This is a genomic window from Streptomyces sp. NRRL WC-3605 (assembly GCF_001509795.1).
GTDB classification, from domain to species: domain Bacteria; phylum Actinomycetota; class Actinomycetes; order Streptomycetales; family Streptomycetaceae; genus Streptomyces; species Streptomyces viridochromogenes.
This window is the reverse complement of the sequence record NZ_LLZN01000013.1, coordinates 105,590-127,226: the sequence shown is the minus strand read 5'-3', so window position 1 is coordinate 127,226 and position 21,637 is coordinate 105,590. Positions and strand designations below refer to the sequence as shown.

The window sequence follows — 21,637 nt, the reverse complement described above, 5'->3', positions numbered from 1 at the left end:
CCGGCAGCCGGTCGGGTCCGCTCTCGTCAGCCCTTCGGGCCCCCAGGGCCGGCACTCGGCAGCCGGTCGGGTCCGCCTTGGTCAGCCCTTCGGGCCCCCCAGGGCCGGCACTCGGCAGCCGGTCGGGTCCGCCCTCTCCGGCTCCGATGCCCCGCCCTCGGCGCCCGGTTCCCACCGCGGCCGGGGCCGACCGGTGTCCACGCCGGCCCCGCCCGGTTCCCACCGCGGCCGGGGCCGGCCGGTGTCCGCGCCGGCCCGTTCCCGCGCCCGGCCGTCCCGGGGTGCGGGGGCGGGGCCGCCGGGTCGCACCGGTGCCGCCGGGCGCCCTTACGCCCTCCGGCCCCGCCGCAGCACCCGCGCCCCCACCGACACGAGCAGAGCCGTCGCCGCCGCCGCGACCGGCACGGCGTACCCGGCGGACGGGGACGCGTGCTCCACCGTCCAGCCGCCGGCCGCGCTGCCGCACGCTATGCCGCCGAGCAGGGCCGTCACCGCCAGGGTCATCCCCTCGTTGAGGCGGCCCGGCGGGGTGCGCCGTTGCACCAGGGCCATGTTGGTGATCATCGTGGGGGCGGTGGCCATCCCGGCGAGCAGCAGGGCCGCGGCCAGCACGACGAGCGAGTCGGTGCCGTGGGCGGCCAGGGTCGGCAGGAGCAGCAGCGCGGTCATCGCCGCCACGCACCACGGGTAGCGGCGCTCGGGGGAGCCGGTGAGCCGCAGCCGGCCGTACACCAGGCCCGCCACACACGACCCGGCGGCCTGGAGTCCCAGCACCGCGCCCGCCGCGGCCCGTTGCCCCTGCTGGTCGGCGTACGCGATCGTGACGACCTCCGTCGCACCGAACACCGCGCCCAGGGCGAGGCAGACGGCCAGCAGCGCGGGCATGCCGGGCGCGCGCAGCGGCGCCGGGCCGGGCGCGGAGGCCGGGCCCTGGGCGGGCGGCTCGGTCGAGCGCTGGGCGGCGAAGGCCAGCACCCCGGTCACGAGCAGCGACACGGCGACGAGCGTGCCCGCCTCCGGGAAGAACGTCCCGCACAGGAAGGCCGCGAGCACCGGGCCCAGCATGAAGCACAGTTCGTCGACGGACTGTTCGAGGGAGTTCGCGGTGTGCAGGGCGCCGGGGTCGTCCTTCAGCAGGTGGGCCCACCGCGCGCGGGACATGCCCCCGGTGTTGGGCGTGCTGGCGGTGGCGGCGTACGCGGCGAACAGCGTCCACGCGGGGGCCTCGTACCGCACGCACAGCAGCAGGGCGAGGCTGCCCAGCGCCGCGAGCAGCGTGGCCGGCACGGCGACCCGGGCCTGCCCGTACCGGTCGACGAGCCGTGCTACCCCGGGGCCGACCACGGCGGTCGCCGCGAGGCCGGTCGCCGTGACGGCCCCGGCGAGGGCGTACGAGCCGCGCGTTCCGGCGATCATCACGACCGCGCTCACGCTGAACATGCCCATGGGCAGCCGGGCCGCCAGGTTGGCGAGGGTGAAGGCGAGCGTGCCCGGCCGGGCGAACAGCCGCCGGTAGGGCCCCGGCGGCCGGGACGTCCGCTCACGGGGGAGGCCCTCGGCAGCACCGATGGACGATGGGACGTTCCGGACTTCCCCGGCATCAGGGGCACTTGTGGTGGTCGATCGCGGCATGCGCCCAGCCTCGGTGGTCGCCGATCACCGGGTCCAACACCTGCTCCGCACGGATTCACGCACTCCTGTTGTAAGTTCGGCGCATGCCGGCTCCCGCCCACCTCGACCCGCGCCTCCTGCGCGCCTTCCTGGCCGTCGCGGAGGAACTGCACTTCACCCGCGCCGCCGCCCGCCTGTACGTCGCCCAGCAGGCGCTCAGCCGGGACGTGCGCCGCCTGGAGCGCGAGCTCGGCGCCGAGCTGTTCGTCCGCACCACCCGTCAGGTCACCCTCACCCCCGACGGCGAGCGGCTCGTGCCGTACGCCCGCCGCGCCCTCCAGGCCCAGGACGACCTGCTCGCCGCCTTCGGGCAGGCCCGCCCCCTGCTCGTGGACCTGAACACGCCCGGCCTGCGCACCACCCGCCAGATCCTGCACCGCGCCCGTGAACTCGCCCCCGAGCTGGAGCTCATGGCCCGCTACGAGAGCGGTCTGACGGGCGCCGCCGCCGACCTGCTCGCCGGCCGCCTCGACGCCTCGTTCGGCCGGTTCGCCGGCCTCGACCCGGCGCTGCGGGCCGGCCTCGACCACCAGCCGGTCCGCTACGAGCCGATGGCCGTCGTCCTCCCCGAGGACCACCCCCTCGCCGCCCGGGACGAGGTGCCGCTGGTCGCTCTGGCCGGCGAGACGGTGTACGCGGGCGCCGGCAACCCCCGCACCCCGGAGTGGACCGACCTCGCGCGCCGTCTCTTCGAGGGGCGGGGCATCGCGATCTCCGCCCCCGCGCCGCTGGCCGTCGGCGACGAGGAGTTCCAGCGGCTCATGGCGAAGACGCGGAACCCGGTGCTCGCGGTCGTCGACTTCCCCCCGATGCCGGGCACGGTGCTCCGCCCACTGACGCACCCGGTCCCACTGTCGCCAGTATCACTTGTATGGAGAAGGGGTCTCGAACATCCCGGACTTATCGCCCTTCGGCGGGCAGCCTCCCAGGTCACAAGGGAGGAAGGGTGGCTGAATCGACCGCCTGAGGGATGGATTCCGGCCACCGACGAGTGCGTCATGGGTGTCCATTAATTGGCACGTGGCAACCACGAAACCTCCGCGTGCGCTACATTCTTCGCCTGAGCACAGTGTGGTAAAGGGGGGCGCTCGGCCGGGTGGGGGCCCGGTGCGGCGACGCGTGCTCGGAGTCGTGTGCGCACCCGGAACGGTCCCGTGGGGGGATGTGCGTGCGCGTGAAGAAGTGGCGAGAAGACGCCCAACCGGAGTGGCCCCAAGCCGCGTACCGGTCTGTGGGCAATTCTTCCGCGGGGGGCGCCAGGGTCGACACCCAGGCCTTCCCGGCGACCGGGGAGACCGGGCTCCCAGGTCGGGGGCCGCGCTCCCGGACCGAGGCAAGGGAGACGGACATACTCCAGGGTGGCAGGCGTGCCTCGACGGACGCCGACAAGACGGAGATCCTGCGCGGCGTACCCGCCGCGTCCGGCGACGAGACCGCGGTCCTGCCCGGCGTCGGAAGACCGGCGGCCCCGCCCCGGCACGGCCGGCACGCGGCCGGCGGCACCGACCCGTTCGCGGCGGCCGGCGGCCCCCGCACGGCCCCCGTGCGCGACCCGTGGGCCGAACACGAGCAGGCGGTGGACCCGGAGGGCGCCGGCGTCACCCACGACCCGCACGAGGTCACCGTCCAGCTCGACGGCATAGGGCTCCAGCTCGACGGCATGATGCGCGCCGCCAAGGACGCCCCCGGCGCCCCCGAGGGCTCCGAAGGACCGGTGTTCGTCGACGAGACGGGCCGCCGCAGCCGCCGCTTCCGCCGGCTCGGCATGGCCGTCGCCCTGGCCTGCGCCGTCTACGCCGTGGTCATCGTCGCCACCCTGCTGTCCGGTAACTCCGACGCGCCCTGGCTGCCCGTCGAGGGCCCCGCGGACAAGCCCGCCGGCCAGGTCGACACCTCGCCCATGCCGGCCGACTCGGTGACGCCTTCCGAGACCTCGGACGTCTCCCCGGGCGCCTCCCCGTCCGCGTCCGCCGGCGAGAGCGTGCTGCCCGGAACCGGCGGCACCGCGCCCGGCGCGTCCACCGGCACCGAGGACCCGGCCACCTCCGGCGAGCCGAAGCCGAGCAACAGCAAGGCGACGTCCAACCCGGGCGGCACCAACCCGACGCCCGACCGGCAGCCGCCCACCGACCCGGTCACCGAACCCACCGCACCGAGCCCGACGGACGGCGGCGGCACCACCACGGAGCCGACCGACCCCACGACCACCGAAGACCCCGGAACGGGGACGGTCGCCAACGGCCCGAGCAACCCTGAGCCCGTCACGCAGGAGCCCGGAGGCACCGCCTCCGCTCCCGCAGCCCCGTTCCCGGAGAACACCTTCTGATGGCATCCCGCACCCGCCGCCGTGGGGCCGAGCACGGAGCCCGCGGCGGCTCCTCGCGTCGCCACGCACCCGAACACCGCGCCCGCGGCGCGGCCCCGCGCCGCCGCCGCGTACCCATGCGCCTGCTCCTGCCCTGCCTCGTCCTCGTCGCCCTGATGGCGATGCTGATGCTGCGGGGCTACGTCCACAGCGAGATCCTCGCCGACCACCGGATCCGGCCCGAGGCCGCCACCGACAAGGTCCCGGAGAAGATCCTCGAGGGCGGCCCCGTCATCGACACCCGCGGCGGCCGCGCCGAGACGCTGAGCCTGCGCGACCACCGCCTGGTCCTCACCTTCGACGACGGCCCCGACCCGGAGTGGACCCCCAAGGTCCTGGACGTGCTCAAGAAGCACCACGCCCACGCCGTCTTCTTCGTCACCGGCACCATGGCCTCGCGCTACCCGGAGCTGGTCCGGCGCATGGTCGAGGAGGGCCACGAGGTCGGCCTGCACACCTTCAACCACCCCGACCTCTCCTACCAGTCGAAGAAGCGCATCGACTGGGAGCTGTCCCAGAACCAGCTCGCGATCACCGGCGCCGCCGGCATCCGCACGTCCCTGTTCCGCCCGCCGTACTCGTCGTTCGCCGACGCCATGGACAACGCGTCCTGGCCGATCACCGAGTACATCGGCCAGCGCGGCTACCTCACCGTCGTCAACAACACCGACAGCGAGGACTGGCAGAAGCCCGGCGTCGACGAGATCATCCGCCGCGCCACCCCCAAGGGCGGCAAGGGCGCCATCGTCCTGATGCACGACTCCGGCGGCGACCGGCACCAGACGGTGCAGGCGCTCGACCGGTTCCTGCCCGACCTGCAGGCCAAGGGCTACAAGTTCGGCAACCTCACCGAGGCGCTCGGCGCGCCCAGCGCCCACAGCCAGGTCACCGGGCTCGACCTGTGGAAGGGCAAGGCCTGGATCTTCCTCGTCCGCGCCTCGGACAACATCACGGGCGTCCTCGTCGTCGGCCTCGCGGTGATCGGCTTCCTGGTCATCAGCCGCTTCGTGCTGATGCTGCTGCTGTCCGGCATCCACGCGCGCCGGGTGCGCCGCAAGGGCTTCCGCTGGGGCCCGCCCGTCACGGAACCGGTGACGGTGCTCGTCCCGGCGTACAACGAGGCGAAGTGCATCGAGAACACGGTGCGTTCCCTCATGGCGAGCGAGCACCCCATCGAGGTGATCGTCGTCGACGACGGTTCCAGCGACGGCACGGCCCGCATCGTCGAGGCCATGGGGCTGCCGAACGTCCGGGTCGTCCGCCAGCTCAACGCCGGCAAGCCCGCCGCGCTCAACCGCGGCCTGGCGAACGCCAGCTACGACATCATCGTGATGATGGACGGCGACACCGTCTTCGAGCCGGCCACGGTCCGCGAGCTGGTCCAGCCGTTCGGCGACCCGCGCGTCGGTGCCGTCGCCGGCAACGCGAAGGTGGGCAACCGCGACTCCCTCATCGGTGCCTGGCAGCACATCGAGTACGTGATGGGCTTCAACCTCGACCGCCGCATGTACGACATCCTGCGCTGCATGCCGACCATCCCGGGCGCCGTCGGCGCCTTCCGGCGGTCGGCGCTGGAGCGGGTCGGCGGCATGAGCGACGACACGCTCGCCGAGGACACCGACATCACCATGGCGATGCACCGGGACGGCTGGCGCGTCGTCTACGCCGAGAACGCGCGCGCGTGGACCGAGGCACCGGAGTCCGTCCAGCAGCTGTGGTCCCAGCGCTACCGCTGGTCGTACGGCACGATGCAGGCGATCTGGAAGCACCGCCGCGCCCTCGTGGAGAAGGGGCCCTCGGGCCGCTTCGGCCGGGTCGGCCTGCCGCTGGTGTCGCTCTTCATGGTCCTGGCGCCCCTGCTCGCCCCGCTCATCGACGTCTTCCTGATCTACGGCCTGATCTTCGGCCCGACGCAGAAGACCGTCGTCGCCTGGCTGGGCGTCCTCGCGATCCAGCTGGTCTGCGCCGCCTACGCCTTCCGGCTGGACAAGGAGCGCATGACCCACCTGATCTCGCTCCCGCTCCAGCAGATCCTCTACCGCCAGCTGATGTACGTCGTCCTGCTCCAGTCCTGGATCACGGCCCTCACCGGCGGCCGCCTGCGCTGGCAGAAGCTGCGCCGCACGGGCGTGGTGGAGGCACCCGGCGGCCCCGTGCCGTCGCAGCGTTCGGCAGGCACACGTGACGGCGATCGGAGGCCGGTGGGATGACGCACGGATACCCGCCCATGGGGCCCGGAGCAGCCGGGCCCGGGGCACCGGAGCCGTCCTGGCAGAACGACCCCGCCTGGCAGACCGACCCGGCTTGGCAGAACGACCCGGCCTGGCGGACGGACCCCTACGCGGGCGCGGGCGCGTACGGACACGAGCCGGCGGCGACCGCCGTCGCACCCGAGCCCTCCACCCCCGCCCCGGACCCGGCCCCCGAACCGGTGCCGGCCGCCGCGCCGAAGAAGCCGGGCCGCGACCGCTACCTGGACCTCCTGCGCTCCATCGCGCTGGTCCGCGTGGTCGCGTACCACCTCTTCGGCTGGGCCTGGCTGACGGTCCTGTTCCCGTCCATGGGCGTCATGTTCGCGCTGGCCGGCTCGCTCATGGCGCGCTCCCTGAACCGTCCCGCGTGGGGCGTGATCAAGAGCCGCGTCAGGCGTCTGCTGCCGCCGCTGTGGGTGTTCAGCGCCGTCGTGCTGACGATGATGTTCGCCGGCGGCTGGAACCCGACGAAGGACCCGGACCTCGGCGGCGGCATGTGGGCCGTCATCGACCTGTTCAACTACCTCGTCCCGGTCGGCGCGCCGCCGTTCCCGTGGCAGATCGGCTCCCAGTCCGGCCTGTTGGAGAACACCTGGGCGGTGCAGGCCGCCGGTGTGCTCTGGTACCTGCGGGCCTACCTGTGGTTCGTCGTGGCGTCCCCGCTGCTGCTGTGGGCGTTCCGCCGGGCCCCGTGGCCGACCCTGCTGGCCCCGCTCGCCCTGACGGCCGTCGTGGGCACGGGTGTCGTCAAGATCCCCGGCGAGACCGGCAACGCGATCTCCGACTTCGCCGTCTACGGCGGTTGCTGGGTGCTGGGCTTCGCCCACCACGAGGGCCTGCTGTCCAGGATCCCGCGCTATGTGGCCGTCTCCTGCGCCTCGCTCGTCATGGCCTTCGGACTGTGGTGGGCCTCGGGCCACCTCGGCCCGGACGGCTGGGACCTCAACGACATCCCGCTGTCCCAGGCGACCTGGTCCTTCGGGTTCGTCGTGATCCTGCTGCTCTACTCGCCCTCGTGGCAGGAACTGCCGGGCCGGCTCGCCCGCTGGGACAAGCTGGTCACGCTGTCCAACAACCGCGCGGTCACGATCTACCTGTGGCACAACCTCCTGATCATGGCCACGGTCCCGATCCTGGACCAGCTGTACAACCTGCCGTTCATGGAGAGCGAGCGGGCCTCGGCCGCTCTCGACTCGACGTACATGATCTGGATGTTCTTCCTGGTCTGGCCGCTGATAGGGCTGGCCGTCCTGTCCTTCGGCTGGGTCGAGGACATCGCCGCCAAGCGCAGCCCGCGGCTGTGGCCGAACGGCACGAAGAAGAAGGCCGCCGCGTCCGGCGACGGCGGCCGCGGCGGCCGTCGCCGCGGATGACACCGTCCCCGTCCGCCCCCGCGACCCCCCGTCTCCGCAGGTCCGCCGTCCTCGATGTCGGACCCCCGTGGAAGACTGGCCGGGTCGCGGTGGTGGACGGGGTCGCCGGGTGGTCCGGTGGGGGAGTGGGTGACGCGTGAGCAAGCGGCAGGTCCAGAAGATGCTTCGGCTGATCGCGAGCGGTCAGCCGGTGGAGCTCACGAGCCCCATGGCCTCGGTGAAGAAGCTCGCCCACCTCGCCTTCGTCGCCCAGCAGTTCGGGTACGAGTACCTGGACGTGAGGCAGGGCGGACGCAACAACGCCCTCGTGATGCTGATCGCGCCCGACCCCAGCCCGCAGGCCCGCGCCCGGGCCGCGCAGAACTGGGCGCAGTACCCGGACGCCGGTGACGGCGTCTCCCTGCCGCCGCTCGTGCCCGACGCGCACGAACTGCTCAAGGCGCGCATCAACTTCGACCTCACCGGCCGGCATGTCGAGAAGCGCATGTACTGGGTGGCCGCCGGTATCACCGGTGGCTTCTTCTTCTCCGCCCTGAAGGCGGACATCGAGGGCGACTCCGCCTTCTTCGTCGTCCTCGGCTGGCTGGCGCTCATGGCGCTGCTCGCCGTCGGCGTCGTCGTCACCCGCAAGCGGAACGCCAAGTTCGCGGCGCGGCTCGAGGCCGCCGGCTTCACACCCGTACGGGACGAGACGGGCCGCCTGCGGTACCTGCCGGCGAGCGGCCACCTCCCCGGGCACGGCAACCCGTTCGGCGCGGCCGGGCCGTACGGCGGGCAGGTCCCGGCCGCCGCGCCGGGTGCCCCCGGCGGATACGGGCAGCAGGCCCCGGCGCCGGCCCCGTACGCCCAGCCGGCCGCCCCCGGCCCCTACCCCGCCCAGCCTGCCGCCCCCGGCCCCTACCCCGCCCAGCCTGCCGCGCCCGGCCCGTACGGGCAGCAGCCCTACGGTCAGGCGCCCCAGCAGCCGTACGGGCAGGCGCCCCAACCGCCCCAGCCGTACGGCCAGCAGCCGCCCTACCCGCAGCAGAACCCCCACTGGCAGCCCCCGCAGCAGCCCTGACCAGGTCGTCCGGGCCCGGTCCGCGGGACCTCTCATCCGCCCCGTCCGGCGGGTGAGAGCAACGTTCCTTGCCGGTCACCGGGTGCCACAGCCCGGAAACGAGCCCTCCCTACCTTCGGGATCAGCCACTCGCAGGCGACCGAGTCCGAAGACCGTGGAGGCGCCATGACAGCCCCGAGCACTGCCCCCGTCGCGAGCAGGGGAGGCCGCTGGATCGACCACTGGGACCCCGAGGACGAGACCTTCTGGAACACCACCGGTGAGCGGATCGCCCGCCGCAACCTGTTCTTCTCCGTGCTCTCCGAGCACATCGGGTTCTCGATCTGGACCCTGTGGTCCGTGATGGTGCTGTTCATGGGGCCGGAGTACGGCCTCACCCCCGCCGACAAGTTCACCATCGTCTCGATGGCCACCCTGGTCGGCGCCGTCGCCCGCGTCCCCTACACCTTCGCCGTCGCCGTCTTCGGCGGCCGGATGTGGACGGTGGTCTCGGCGAGCCTGCTGCTCGTGCCCACGGTCGCCGCGTTCGCGGTGATGGAGCCGGGGACCTCGTTCACCGTCTTCCTGATCTGCGCGATGCTGGCCGGCGTGGGCGGCGGCAACTTCGCCTCCAGCATGACCAACATCAACGCCTTCTTCCCGCTGCGGAGGAAAGGCTGGGCGCTCGGGCTGAACGCCGGCGGCGGCAACGTCGGCGTCCCCGTCGTGCAGCTGGTCGGTCTCGCCGTGATCGGCGCCAGTGGCGGCCCGCGCCTGCTGCTCGGCATCTACATCCCGTTCATCGTCGTCGCCGCCGTCCTCGCCTGGCTGAAGATGGACAGCATCTCCTCCGTCCGCAACGACACCGGTGCCGCCAAGGACGCCGCGAAGGACCCCCACACCTGGATCATGTCCTTCCTCTACATCGGCACCTTCGGCTCGTTCATCGGCTACAGCTTCGCCTTCGGCCTGGTCCTGCAGACGCAGTTCGGCCGTACGCCCCTCCAGGCCGCCTACGTCACCTTCATCGGCCCGCTGCTGGGCTCCCTGATCCGCCCCGTCGGCGGTTCGCTCGCCGACCGCTTCGGCGGCGCGCGGATCACGCTGTGGAACTACGTCGCCATGGCCGCCGCGACCGGCGTGGTCATCGTGGCGTCGGTGCGCGAGTCGCTGCCGCTGTTCACCGTGGCCTTCATCGCGCTGTTCGTCCTGACCGGACTCGGCAACGGCTCCACGTTCAAGATGATCCCCGGCATCTTCCACGCCAAGGCCCTCGGGCAGGGCCTGGAGGGCGAGGCGGCCGCCGCCTACGGCCGCCGGCTCTCCGGCGCCTCCATGGGGCTGATCGGCGCGGTGGGCGCGCTCGGCGGACTCGGCATCAACATGGCCTTCCGGCAGTCGTTCCTCAGCGTGGGCTCCGGCACCGGCGCCTTCGTCGCCTTCCTCGCCTTCTACGGCCTGTGCTTCGCGGTCACCTGGGCCGTATACCTTCGCCGCCCGGCACCCGCCACGGCCCCCACGGCTTCGGCGACGGAGGCGAAGCCGCAGCTCAGCTATGCCGAGGTGTGACGTAACACCGCTGACACGTGGCCGAACCGAGCCTGTCACGCACCGTTGACAGGCTCGCTCGGCATGCGGACGCATCTGTGCGGGCGTCCGGCGCAGGCACCACGACTCGAGTGCGGAACGAGAGTTATGTACGACGAACAGCAGCAACCTGAACACGGACCCCTCGCCGGGTTCACCGTGGGCGTCACCGCCGCGCGCCGTGCCGACGAGCTCGGGGCGCTGCTCCAGCGGCGCGGCGCCGCCGTCGTGCACGCCCCGGCGCTGCGCATCGTGCCGCTCTCCGACGACAGCGAACTGCTCGCCGCCACCAAGGAGATCATCCAGCGGCACCCGGACGTCGTGGTCGCCACGACCGCGATCGGCTTCCGGGGCTGGATCGAGGCCGCCGAGGGCTGGGGCCTCGGCGAGGACCTGCTGAACCGGCTGCGCGAGGTCGAACTGCTCGCGCGCGGGCCCAAGGTGAAGGGCGCGGTGCGCGCGGCCGGACTGACCGAGGAGTGGTCGCCGTCCAGCGAGTCCATGGCCGAGGTGCTGGACCGGCTGCTGGAGGAGGGCGTCGACGGGCGCCGGATCGCCGTCCAGCTGCACGGCGAGCCGCTGCCCGGCTTCGTGGAGGCGCTCAGGGCGGGCGGGGCGGAGGTGCTCGGGGTGCCCGTGTACCGGTGGCTGCCGCCGGTGGACATCGGCCCCGTGGACCGGTTGCTGGACGCGGCCGTCTCCCGTTCCCTGGACGCCGTGACCTTCACCAGCGCCCCGGCCGCCGCGTCCCTGCTGACGCGGGCCGAGGAACGCGGACTGCTCCACGAACTGCTGGCCGCGCTCGGGCACGACGTCCTGCCGGCCTGCGTGGGCCCGGTCACCGCGCTGCCGTTGCAGGCGCGGGGGATCGACACCGTGCAGCCCGAACGCTTCCGGCTCGGCCCGCTGGTGCAGCTGCTGTGCCGGGAACTGCCCGGCCGCGCGCGGACGTTGCCGATCGCCGGGCGCCGGGTGGAGATCCGCGGCCACGCGGTGCTGGTGGACGGGGACTTGCGGCCGGTGCCGCCCGCCGGGATGTCCCTGCTGCGGGCGCTGGCGCGGCGGCCGGGCTGGGTGGTGTCCCGGGCCGACCTGCTGCGCGCGCTGCCCGGCGCCGGGCGGGACGAGCACGCCGTGGAGACGGCGATGGCCCGGCTGCGTACGGCGCTGGGGGCGCCGAAGCTGATCCAGACGGTGGTGAAACGGGGGTATCGGCTGGCGCTGGACCCGGCCGCCGATGCGAAGTATTCGGGCGAGTGAGGATGTTTTGGTTGCCCCGGGCCGGGCCGTACCCGGCGTACAGGTTGCCGTCTCGGGGGCTGCCGCCCCCGAACCCCCGCTGTCGGCCCTGAACGGGCCTCGTCCTCAAGCGCCGGACGGGCTGGTTGTGCGCGCCCGGCCTTGGAAGGTCGCCGCCGGAAGGGCGGGGTCTGCCCGGCACGAGGGGTTCGCGGCACGAGGGGTTCCGGCCGGGCCCCGGGCCGGGCACTGTGGGAGGGAACGGTTCCCCCAGCCCCCTCTCGCACGCGCCGGCCCCGCCGACCGGGGACGGTGCCCCCTAGGCGGTGACAGGCACATGGCACCGGGTACGGCCACGGTCGCGTACGACCTGCGTTTCGGCGCGGGGCGGGTGAGTCTCGACCTTCTCGCGACCGCGCACCCCTGTGAACGGTTCGTCTCCGTCGAGGTGTTGTGCGCGTGGATCACCGAGTCCGGGCTCGTGCCGCCGCACACCCCGCTGGGGCACGCCGACGCCTCGTGGGTGGCCGCTTTCCGTGAAGTACGCGCTTTCGTGGATCAGTTGGTGCGGGGCGCGTCGGCGGGGCCGGCGTCCTGGCCGTCGTACGACGGGGTGCTGGAGCGGGTGAACGACCTCGCCCGTGCCGCGCCGCCCGCTCCGCGGGTCGTGCGGGGTGGGGACGGCACGCTGGTGCGGCGGCTGGAGCGGCCGCCCGCGTGCGGGGAGTTGCTCGGCGCCCTCGCGCGGGACGTCCTGGAGCTGCTCACCGATCCCGTCGCACGGGCGGGGCTTCGGGAGTGCGAAGGGGACAATTGTCCTCTCGTGTACCTCGACACCTCCCGGGGCCGCCGGAGGCGCTGGTGCTCCAGCGAGGTGTGCGGAAACCGCGAAAGAGTGGCCCGGCACCGCCGCCGCGCGGCTCTCACCCGGACCTGAGCGCCCGTTATGCCCCGTGTGTGAAACGGCCGTCGAAGTGATTTCGATTACACGTTGTTTACCTACGCCACCGTAGGGAAGCGTGAAGACGATCTTGCCGATGTGACGGAAATGTAAAGATCGCACGGTGGGAATGTGGCGCCATGTCCCGCTCGTCACGTCACTCCGAAGAAAACTGTCGCCTCACTTTGAACACGCAACCCGCCGTCTGCGTACGGGTGGTCGAGCGACCGACTGGGGGAACCCCCGGACATCGGAGGTGGGCGTGCGCAAGGATTCCGTCGTGGCCAATGAACGTGGATCGAGGGCCCGACATCGCATGTCCCAGCCCTCGGAACCTGATGAGGAGCTGATGCGTGCGCTGTACAGAGAGCACGCCGGACCCCTCCTTGCGTATGTCCTCCGTCTGGTCGCCGGTGATCGGCAACGAGCAGAGGACGTCGTGCAGGAGACGCTCATCCGTGCCTGGAAGAACGCCGGACAGCTCAATCGAGCGACCGGATCGGTACGCCCCTGGCTGGTGACGGTCGCCCGGCGCATCGTCATCGACGGCCACCGCAGCCGGCAGGCCCGGCCGCAGGAGGTCGATCCGTCGCCGCTGGAGGTCATCCCCGCGGAGGACGAGATCGACAAGGCGCTGTGGTTGATGACGCTGTCGGACGCGCTCGACGACCTGACCCCCGCCCACCGGGAGGTGCTCGTCGAGACGTACTTCAAGGGGCGTACGGTCAATGAGGCGGCCGAGACACTGGGCATACCCAGCGGAACCGTCCGCTCAAGGGTTTTCTACGCCCTGCGGTCGATGAAGCTGGCTCTGGAGGAGCGGGGGGTGACGGCGTGATGAGCGGGTACGGGGGAAACCAGGGATTCGGCATGGGCGGGTCGGGTATGTCTGGGTCCATGAGCCCCACGCAGGGACGACCGGGCCCCAGTGAGCACGAGACCGTCGGCGCCTACGCCCTCGGGATTCTCGACGACGCCGAGGCAACCGCTTTCGAGGCTCATCTGGCCACCTGCGAATGGTGCGCCCAGCAGCTCGACGAACTCGCCGGAATGGAACCGATGCTGGCCGCCCTCGCGGACCTGCCCGGTGCCGGCACACCCGCCATCGGCGACTCGCTGTCGGCCAAGCCCAGCCCGCGCCTGGTGAACAAGCTGGTGGACGAGGTCGCCGAGCGCCGCGCCCAGAAGCGCCGGCGTGGCTTCTACCTGGTGGCCGCGGCCGCCGCGCTGATCATCGGCGGTCCCGTCGTGGCCGTCGCGACGAACGGCGACAGTGGAGGCGGCGGCACCGAGGGCAACCGGACCGTGCAGGCGGCCAACCCCGCCAAGGAGCTGTTCACCGGGATCAAGGACAAGGTCACGGGCACCGACTCGTCGACCGGCGTCACCGCGACCGTCGGCCTGAGCAAGAAGCTCTGGGGTACCGAGACCGGCCTGGAGCTCAAGGGCGTCAAGGGCCCGCTGAAGTGCTCCATGGTCTTCGTGAGCAAGGACGGTGCGCGCGAGACGGCGGCCTCCTGGTCCGTGCCGAAGTGGGGCTACGGCCTCCCGGACGCGAAGACCGAGCAGGCCAGGAACCCGCTCTACGTCAGCGGCGGAGTCGCGATGTCCCCGGACAAGATCGACCACGTCGAGATCATCGACTTCGACGGGAACAAGCTCGTCCAGGTCGACGTCTAGGCGAGACCTCCCGGGCCTGTCGTAGCGCCACCGGCCCCCCTTCGCGTACGGTTGACGGCTGCCCAGCACGTCAGAAGGGGGCCCGGTGGCCGCTCAGGCGCAGGACAGTGCGCTCGACTCCCTGCGAGACCGAGAGATCGGCGTCGAACAGGAACACCTCGACCGGGTGTACCGACGCCTCGAGGAGAAGATCCACGAGGCCGAGTTCCTCATGAACGACGCGGCCCAGCGCGGCCAGGTCGGCACACCCGGAGCGCTCGCCGAACGGGACGCGCAGGTCTTCCGGGCCGGCGTCCACCTCAACCGGCTCAACAACGAGTTCGAGGACTTCCTCTTCGGCCGGATCGACCTGCTGCTCGGCAAGGACGGCAAGAAGGGGCCCGACGGCGCCTACACCGCGGTCGAACCCGCCGAGGGCGCGGTCCGCGACGACAACACCGCCGACATCGCCGAGACCCTGCACATCGGGCGCATCGGCGTGCTCGACCAGGACTACGCCCCGCTGGTCATCGACTGGCGGGCCCCGGCCGCCGCCCCCTTCTACCGCTCCACGCCGGTCGACCCCGGCCGGGTCGTACGGCGCCGGGTCATCCGCTCCAAGGGCCGCAAGGTCCTCGGCGTCGAGGACGACCTGATGCGCCCCGAGCTGACGGCGTACCTCGAAGGGCGCGATCTGCCCGTCATCGGCGACGGCGCCCTCATGGCCGCGCTCGGGCAGGCCCGCACCCACACCATGCGGGACATCGTGGCGTCCATCCAGGCCGAGCAGGACATGGTCATCCGCGCCCCCGCCGCCTCCGTCACGTACGTCGAGGGCGGCCCCGGCACCGGCAAGACCGCCGTCGCCCTGCACCGCGCCGCCTACCTGCTCTACCAGGACCGGCGCCGGTACGCGGGCGGCATCCTCATCGTCTCGCCGACCCCGCTGCTCGTGGCGTACACCGAGGGCGTGCTCCCCTCGCTCGGCGAGGAGGGCCAGGTCGCCATCCGCGCCATCGGCTCCCTGGTCGACGGCGCCGAGGCCACGCTGTACGACTCCCCGGCCACGGCCCGCGCCAAGGGCTCGTACCGCATGCTCAAGGTCCTGCGGAAGGCGGCGCGCGGCGCGCTGGAGCTGGGAGCGGCCGCCCGCGCGGGAGGCGGGGACCGCGGCGGGCAGCTCGCGTTCGGCGACGACCCCGCCCAGGTGCCCGCCGGACCCCCGACCCGGCTGCGCGTCGTCGCCTTCGGGCGCCGGCTGGAGCTGGAGGCCGGCGCCCTCGACCGCGTCCGCCGCACCGCCCTCGGCGGCACCGCGCCCGTGAACCTGCTGCGCCCGCGCGCCCGCAAACTGCTGCTCGACGCCCTGTGGGAGCAGTCCGGCGGCGCCAAGCGGCACAGCGACCCCGAGCTCGCCGCCGAGCTGCGCTCCTCCTTCGACGAGGACGTGACCTCGGAGGACAGCTTCATCTCGTTCCTGGACGCCTGGTGGCCCGAGCTCACCCCGGCCGCCGTCCTCGCGGCGATGGCCGACGAGCGCCGGCTCGGCCGCTGGGCCCGCCGGGTCCTCAACCCGGGCGAGGTCCGCAAGGTCGCCCGCTCGCTGCGCCGCGACGGCCTGTCCGTGCACGACATCGCCCTGCTGGACGAGCTCCAGGCGATCCTCGGCACCCCGGCCCGCCCCCGCCGCAAGCGCGAACTGGACCCGCTCGACCAGCTCACCGGCCTTGAGGAGCTGATGCCGGTGCGTGAGGAGTCGCAGCGCGAGCGCGCCGAGCGGCTGGCCGCCGAACGCACCGAGTACGCGCACGTCATCGTCGACGAGGCCCAGGACCTCACGCCGATGCAGTGGCGCATGGTCGGCCGCCGCGGCCGGCACGCCACGTGGACGGTCGTCGGCGACCCGGCCCAGTCCTCCTGGTCCGACCCGGACGAGGCCGCCGAGGCGCGCGACGAGGCCCTGGGCAGCCGGCCCCGCCGCCGCTTCCAGCTCACCGTGAACTACCGCAACCCCGCCGAGATCGCCGAACTCGCCGCGAAGGTGCTCGCGCTCGCCATGCCGGGCTCCACCTCCCCGTCGGCGGTGCGTTCGACCGGCGTACGGCCCCGCTTCTCGGTCGTGGAGGACTCCCTCGCCGGGACCGTCCGCGCGGAGGCGGCCCGGCTGCTGGACCAGGTCGACGGCACGGTCGGCGTGGTCGTCGCCATGCAGCGGCGCGAAGAGGCGGCCCGCTGGCTGGCCGGGCTCGGCGACCGGGTCGTCGCGCTCGGCAGCCTGGAGGCCAAGGGGCTGGAGTACGACGCCACGGTGGTGGTCTCCCCGGCGGAGATCGCCGACGAGTCCCCGGCCGGACTGCGGGTGCTGTACGTGGCGCTGACCCGCGCGACCCAGCAGCTCACGGTGGTGTCGGGGGAGCGCGACGAGCCGGACGCCGCCGGGGTCCCGGACCTGCTGAGGGACTGATGGGAAGGAACCCCGCCGGAGGGAATGGCCTCAGGCCATCCGTTTGTTAGCCTGGACGTGACACCGGCTCGATCCAAGCCCCCGGGCCCAACCTTCGTCGCTACGAGCGACCACTTGCCGCGAGGCGAGCATGGCGGGTCGGTGTCACCTACGTAGGGGAGAGGCCCGCGTCACGAAATGTGACGCGGGCCTCTTCTCCTTTGAAGACGTGGCGAACAAAACGTTCGCAATCCCGGCCCGGCTAACTCCTACTCGACGGTAGGTGCGACGATCGGACGGCAGATCGCAGCTATACGGTGAAAGCAGAGGAAGTCGGCCATGGCAACGGCGCCCAGCGTCTCCTACTCGATGACGGTCCGGCTGGAGGTGCCCGCGAGCGGAACCGCGGTCTCCCAGCTCACCACGGCCGTGGAGTCCCACGGAGGCTCGGTGACCGGCCTCGACGTGACCGCGTCCGGCCACGAGAAGCTCCGGATCGACGTCACCATCGCCGCGACCTCCACCGCGCACGCCGACGAGATCGTCGAACAACTGCGCCTGATCGAGGGCGTCACGCTCGGCAAGGTCTCCGACCGTACGTTCCTGATGCACCTCGGCGGCAAGATCGAGATGGCGTCCAAGCACCCCATCCGCAACCGTGACGACCTGTCCATGGTCTACACGCCCGGCGTGGCCCGGGTCTGCATGGCGATCGCGGAGAACCCCGAGGACGCCCGCCGGCTGACCATCAAGCGCAACTCCGTCGCGGTCGTCACCGACGGCTCCGCGGTCCTCGGCCTGGGCAACATCGGCCCGAAGGCCGCGCTGCCGGTCATGGAGGGCAAGGCGGCCCTGTTCAAGCGGTTCGCGGGCATCGACGCCTGGCCGATCTGCCTGGACACCCAGGACACCGACGCGATCGTGGAGATCGTCAAGGCGATCGCCCCCGGCTTCGCGGGCATCAACCTGGAGGACATCTCCGCGCCGCGCTGCTTCGAGATCGAGGCGCGGCTGCGCGAGGCCCTGGACATCCCCGTCTTCCACGACGACCAGCACGGCACGGCGATCGTCGTCCTGGCGGCGCTGACCAACGCCCTTCGGGTCACGGGCAAGGCGATCGAGAACATCCGCGTGGTGATGTCGGGCGCCGGCGCCGCCGGTACGGCCATCCTCAAGCTGCTGCTCGCGGCAGGCGTGAAGAACGCCGTCGTGGCCGACATCCACGGCGTGGTGCACACGGGCCGTGAGGACCTGCGCCAGGCCCCCGCGGACTCGCCGCTGCGCTGGATCGCCGACAACACCAACCCGGAGAATCTGACGGGCACCCTCAAGGAGGCCGTGCGCGGCGCCGACGTCTTCATCGGCGTCTCGGCCCCCAACGTGCTCGACGGGGACGACGTGGCCGCGATGGCCGAGGGCGCGATCGTGTTCGCGCTCGCGAACCCGGACCCCGAGGTCGACCCGGCAATCGCCCGTCAGACCGCCGCAGTTGTGGCCACGGGCCGCTCGGACTTCCCGAACCAGATCAACAACGTGCTGGTCTTCCCGGGTGTGTTCCGCGGTCTGCTCGACGCGCAGTCCCGCACCGTCAACACGGACATGATGCTCGCGGCCGCGAAGGCCCTGGCGGACGTGGTGACCGAGGACGAGCTCAACCCGAACTACATCGTCCCCAGCGTCTTCAACGACAAGGTGGCGGGTGCCGTCGCCGGCGCGGTCCGCGAGGCCGCGAAGGCGGCGACCGCCTCCCAGGGGGCGTAAGCCCCGTGCGGCGGGGTAACCGGCACGTGTGACCGGGCTGTGAGGATCGCCACGGCAAGCCCTTGTGACGGCGCGTCGCGGAAGCTGACGCCTGTTTTCGCCGTTTATCGTGACGGCCAGGCTCAGGCCCTCTCTTCGTGTGACTCCCAAGGGTGTTCTCACGACTCCTCCGGGTGCCGGATTGGCTTTCCCGCCGCAGGTAGGGGCAGGATGCGTCCCTGGGCGCGAGGGTCTGGCCACGGACCCGGTCCGGGGACCGACCGAGGACCCTGGCAGCATCGACACCGCTGTGCCCGACATGCGGCTCCGCCGCGTGGCACGCCTCAAGGCAATTGAACACGGGAGTAAGAACATGAACCGCAGTGAGCTGGTGGCCGCGCTGGCCGACCGCGCCGAGGTGACCCGCAAGGACGCCGACGCCGTGCTGGCCGCGTTCGCCGAGACCGTCGGCGAGGTCGTCGCCAAGGGCGACGAGAAGGTCACCATCCCTGGCTTCCTGACCTTCGAGCGCACCCACCGTGCCGCTCGCACCGCCCGCAACCCGCAGACCGGCGACCCGATCCAGATCCCCGCCGGCTACAGCGTGAAGGTCTCCGCGGGCTCCAAGCTCAAGGAAGCCGCCAAGGGCAAGTAAGCGCTCCGCACCGAGCGAGAGACGCCGAAGGGGCGGTCACCCGATTCCGGGTGACCGCCCCTTCGCCATGAGCCTCGGAGAGCGTCAGCCGAGCGCCTTGCCCGGCAGTTCGACCTTCGCGCCCAGTTCCACGAGCTTCTCCATGAAGTTCTCGTAGCCGCGGTTGATCAGTTCGATGCCGTGGACCCGGGACGTGCCCTGGGCCGCCAGCGCGGCGATGAGGTACGAGAAGCCGCCGCGCAGGTCGGGGATCACGAGGTCCGCGCCCTGGAGCTTCGTCGGGCCGGAGACGACCGCCGAGTGCAGGAAGTTGCGCTGGCCGAAGCGGCAGTCGGAGCCGCCCAGGCACTCGCGGTACAGCTGGATGTGCGCGCCCATCTGGTTCAGGGCGGACGTGAAGCCGAGCCGGGACTCGTAGACCGTCTCGTGGATGATGGACAGGCCGGTCGCCTGCGTCAGCGCGACCACCAGGGGCTGCTGCCAGTCGGTCTGGAAGCCGGGGTGCACGTCCGTCTCGAGCGCGATGGACTTCAACTGGCCGCCCGGGTGCCAGAAACGGATGCCCTCGTCGTCGATCTCGAAGGCCCCGCCCACCTTCCGGTAGGTGTTGAGGAACGTCATCATCGAACGCTGCTGCGCGCCGCGGACGTAGATGTTGCCCTCGGTGGCGAGCGCCGCGGACGCCCAGGAGGCGGCCTCCAGGCGGTCCGGCAGGGCGCGGTGGGCGTAACCGCCGAGCTTGTCCACACCGGTGATGCGGATCGTGCGGTCGGTGTCCATCGCGATGATGGCGCCCATCTTCTGCAGGACGCAGATGAGGTCCTCGATCTCCGGCTCGACGGCCGCGTTGGAGAGCTCGGTGACGCCCTCCGCGAGGACGGCCGTCAGCAGCACCTGCTCGGTGGCGCCGACGGACGGGTACGGCAGGCGGATCTTGGTGCCGCGCAGCCGCTGCGGAGCCTCCAGGTACTGTCCGTCGGCCCGCTTCTCGATCCGCGCGCCGAACTGCCGCAGCACCTCGAAGTGGAAGTCGATGGGCCGGCCGCCGATGTCGCAGCCGCCGAGGCCGGGGATGAAGGCGTGGCCGAGGCGGTGCAGCAGGGGGCCGCAGAACAGGATCGGGATGCGGCTCGAGCCCGCGTGGGCATCGATGTCAGCGACGTTGGCGCTCTCGACGTGCGACGGGTCCATCACCAGCTCGCCGGGTTCCTCGCCCGGACGGACCGTGACGCCGTGCAGTTGGAGCAGGCCGCGGACGACCCGGACGTCCCGGATGTCCGGAACGTTGCGCAGTCGGCTGGGGCCACTGCCCAGGAGGGCGGCGACCATGGCCTTCGGTACGAGGTTCTTCGCACCGCGGACACGGATCTCGCCCTCGAGCGGGGTTCCGCCGTGGACAAGCAGTACATCGTCATTGCCGTTGACGGTCATGTATCTCGCGTTCCGATGAGTCGGGCAGGGGCCAGAAGGGAAAGGGTAATCGCCGCGCACCCCCCTGGAGTAAGCCCGAGTGGGGCTCAGCATCGTCATAGTCGTGTCACAACACGAACGGTTCCGCACCGGCCACGAGCGGTCACCGGGCGGGGCCCCGCACAGGGGCGTCGCCCCCCTGCCCCAGGGGCCCCGCCGGACGCGGCCCCACCAGGACGCTCCCTCCGGCGCCTGCCGCGTTCCCCCGCGAAGCGGCATTGCCTCCCCACACCGGGGGAAGATGCGGGATCATGTCTGGCATGACCGAGGTGTCCTCGCTCACAGGGCGGCTGCTCGTGGCCACGCCCGCCCTGGCGGACCCGAACTTCGACCGCGCGGTGGTGCTCCTTCTCGACCACGACGAGGAGGGCTCCCTCGGTGTCGTCCTCAACCGGCCGACCCCCGTCGACGTCGGCGACATCCTGGAGGGCTGGGCGGACCTCACCGGCGAGCCCGGTGTCGTCTTCCAGGGCGGCCCCGTGTCGCTGGACTCGGCGCTCGGCGTCGCCGTGATCCCGGGCGACGCGGCCGGGGAGAGCGCGCCGCTGGGCTGGCGCCGGGTGCACGGCGCGATCGGCCTGGTGGACCTGGAGGCGCCGCCGGAGCTGCTGGCCTCGGCTGTCGGGTCGTTGCGGATCTTCGCCGGGTACGCCGGCTGGGGTCCCGGCCAGCTGGAGGACGAACTGGTCGACGGCGCCTGGTACGTCGTCGAGTCCGAGCCCGGTGACGTGTCGTCCCCGGCGCCGGAGCGGCTGTGGCGGGAGGTGCTGCGCCGCCAGCGCAACGAGCTCGCGATGGTGGCCACGTATCCGGACGACCCGTCGCTCAACTGATGGACGTGAGCTTCAGTACCCTTGGCGCTATGAGCACTCTCGAGCCCGAGCGCGGGACTGGTACGGGGACCCTCGTCGAGCCCACGCCGCAGACTTCCCACGGCGACGGTGACCACGAGCGCTTCGCCCACTACGTCCAGAAGGACAAGATCATGGCGAGTGCCCTCGACGGCACCCCCGTCGTGGCACTCTGCGGCAAGGTCTGGGTGCCCGGCCGCGATCCCAAGAAGTATCCCGTGTGTCCCATGTGCAAGGAGATCTACGAATCCATGGGCGCCGGCGGCGACGACAAGGGCAAGGGCAAGGGCGACAAGTAGGCCGGCCTTCCTCCGGGCCCGCGTGCCGAGGCCCCCGGGGTGCGTTTCGCGCAC

17 protein-coding genes are annotated in these 21,637 nt (G+C 72.2%); 15 read left to right on the top strand and 2 right to left on the bottom strand.

Translation table 11 applies throughout. From position 1 onward, the window contains the following. Nucleotides 1-327 precede the first annotated feature (327 nt). On the bottom strand, nt 328-1,632 hold the full coding sequence (locus ADL34_RS04880; RefSeq protein ID WP_062665280.1) for an MFS transporter: 1,305 nt from the start codon (nt 1,630-1,632) through the stop codon (nt 328-330). A gap of 83 nt (nt 1,633-1,715) precedes the next feature. Here ADL34_RS04880 and ADL34_RS04875 point away from each other — a divergent pair, with 83 nt between their 5' ends. The 13 genes from ADL34_RS04875 to ADL34_RS04815 all read left to right on the top strand — a co-directional run bounded on the left by ADL34_RS04875 (nt 1,716) and on the right by ADL34_RS04815 (nt 18,963). Further along, on the top strand, nt 1,716-2,684 hold the full coding sequence (locus tag ADL34_RS04875) for a LysR family transcriptional regulator (protein WP_062665278.1): 969 nt from the start codon (nt 1,716-1,718) through the stop codon (nt 2,682-2,684). Between the two features lie 218 nt (nt 2,685-2,902). After that, nucleotides 2,903-3,997, top strand: a complete 1,095-nt coding sequence (locus ADL34_RS04870) for a hypothetical protein (protein ID WP_062665276.1) — start codon at nt 2,903-2,905, stop codon at nt 3,995-3,997. Beyond that, entirely contained in the window at nt 3,997-6,246 is a 2,250-nt protein-coding gene (locus ADL34_RS04865; protein ID WP_062665274.1) for a glycosyltransferase, read from the top strand. Before ADL34_RS04870 ends, ADL34_RS04865 begins: the two co-directional genes overlap by 1 nt. Nucleotides 6,247-6,263: 17 nt before the next feature. Continuing rightward, nucleotides 6,264-7,661 carry an acyltransferase family protein gene (locus tag ADL34_RS04860; RefSeq protein ID WP_079034023.1) on the top strand — a complete coding sequence of 466 codons (1,398 nt, stop codon included), beginning with the start codon at nt 6,264-6,266 and terminating at the stop codon, nt 7,659-7,661. Between the two features lie 136 nt (nt 7,662-7,797). Continuing rightward, entirely contained in the window at nt 7,798-8,721 is a 924-nt protein-coding gene (locus ADL34_RS04855; protein ID WP_062739768.1) for a hypothetical protein, read from the top strand. A gap of 165 nt (nt 8,722-8,886) precedes the next feature. Beyond that, nucleotides 8,887-10,269 (top strand): MFS transporter, encoded by a 1,383-nt coding sequence (locus ADL34_RS04850; RefSeq protein ID WP_062665270.1) that lies wholly within the window; start codon nt 8,887-8,889, stop codon nt 10,267-10,269. 126 nt (nt 10,270-10,395) lie between these two features. Beyond that, nucleotides 10,396-11,547 carry a uroporphyrinogen-III synthase gene (locus tag ADL34_RS04845; RefSeq protein WP_062665268.1) on the top strand — a complete coding sequence of 384 codons (1,152 nt, stop codon included), beginning with the start codon at nt 10,396-10,398 and terminating at the stop codon, nt 11,545-11,547. A gap of 316 nt (nt 11,548-11,863) precedes the next feature. Further along, on the top strand, nt 11,864-12,463 hold the full coding sequence (locus ADL34_RS04840; RefSeq protein WP_062665267.1) for a CGNR zinc finger domain-containing protein: 600 nt from the start codon (nt 11,864-11,866) through the stop codon (nt 12,461-12,463). Between the two features lie 319 nt (nt 12,464-12,782). Next, complete coding sequence (locus ADL34_RS04835) at nt 12,783-13,304, top strand: sigma-70 family RNA polymerase sigma factor (RefSeq protein WP_010039908.1); 522 nt, start codon at nt 12,783-12,785, stop codon at nt 13,302-13,304. A 59-nt stretch (nt 13,305-13,363) separates the two neighbouring features. Then, nucleotides 13,364-14,146 (top strand): anti-sigma factor family protein, encoded by a 783-nt coding sequence (locus ADL34_RS04830; protein WP_062665265.1) that lies wholly within the window; start codon nt 13,364-13,366, stop codon nt 14,144-14,146. 85 nt (nt 14,147-14,231) lie between these two features. Further along, complete coding sequence (locus ADL34_RS04825; protein WP_062665263.1) at nt 14,232-16,589, top strand: HelD family protein; 2,358 nt, start codon at nt 14,232-14,234, stop codon at nt 16,587-16,589. Nucleotides 16,590-16,907: 318 nt separating this feature from the next. Then, nucleotides 16,908-18,329 (top strand): NAD-dependent malic enzyme, encoded by a 1,422-nt coding sequence (locus ADL34_RS04820; protein WP_062665261.1) that lies wholly within the window; start codon nt 16,908-16,910, stop codon nt 18,327-18,329. Nucleotides 18,330-18,681: 352 nt separating this feature from the next. After that, nucleotides 18,682-18,963: an HU family DNA-binding protein gene (locus tag ADL34_RS04815; protein WP_007498188.1), complete on the top strand. Its 282-nt coding sequence runs from the start codon at nt 18,682-18,684 to the stop codon at nt 18,961-18,963. An 84-nt stretch (nt 18,964-19,047) separates the two neighbouring features. Here ADL34_RS04815 and murA read toward each other — a convergent pair whose 3' ends face one another. Next, nucleotides 19,048-20,394, bottom strand: a complete 1,347-nt coding sequence (gene murA / locus ADL34_RS04810) for a UDP-N-acetylglucosamine 1-carboxyvinyltransferase (RefSeq protein ID WP_062665259.1) — start codon at nt 20,392-20,394, stop codon at nt 19,048-19,050. A gap of 299 nt (nt 20,395-20,693) precedes the next feature. Between murA and ADL34_RS04805 the strand changes: the two genes are divergently transcribed. Beyond that, on the top strand, nt 20,694-21,266 hold the full coding sequence (locus ADL34_RS04805) for a YqgE/AlgH family protein (RefSeq protein WP_062665257.1): 573 nt from the start codon (nt 20,694-20,696) through the stop codon (nt 21,264-21,266). A 29-nt stretch (nt 21,267-21,295) separates the two neighbouring features. Then, entirely contained in the window at nt 21,296-21,583 is a 288-nt protein-coding gene (locus ADL34_RS04800; protein ID WP_019754409.1) for a DUF3039 domain-containing protein, read from the top strand. Nucleotides 21,584-21,637: the final 54 nt, after the last annotated feature.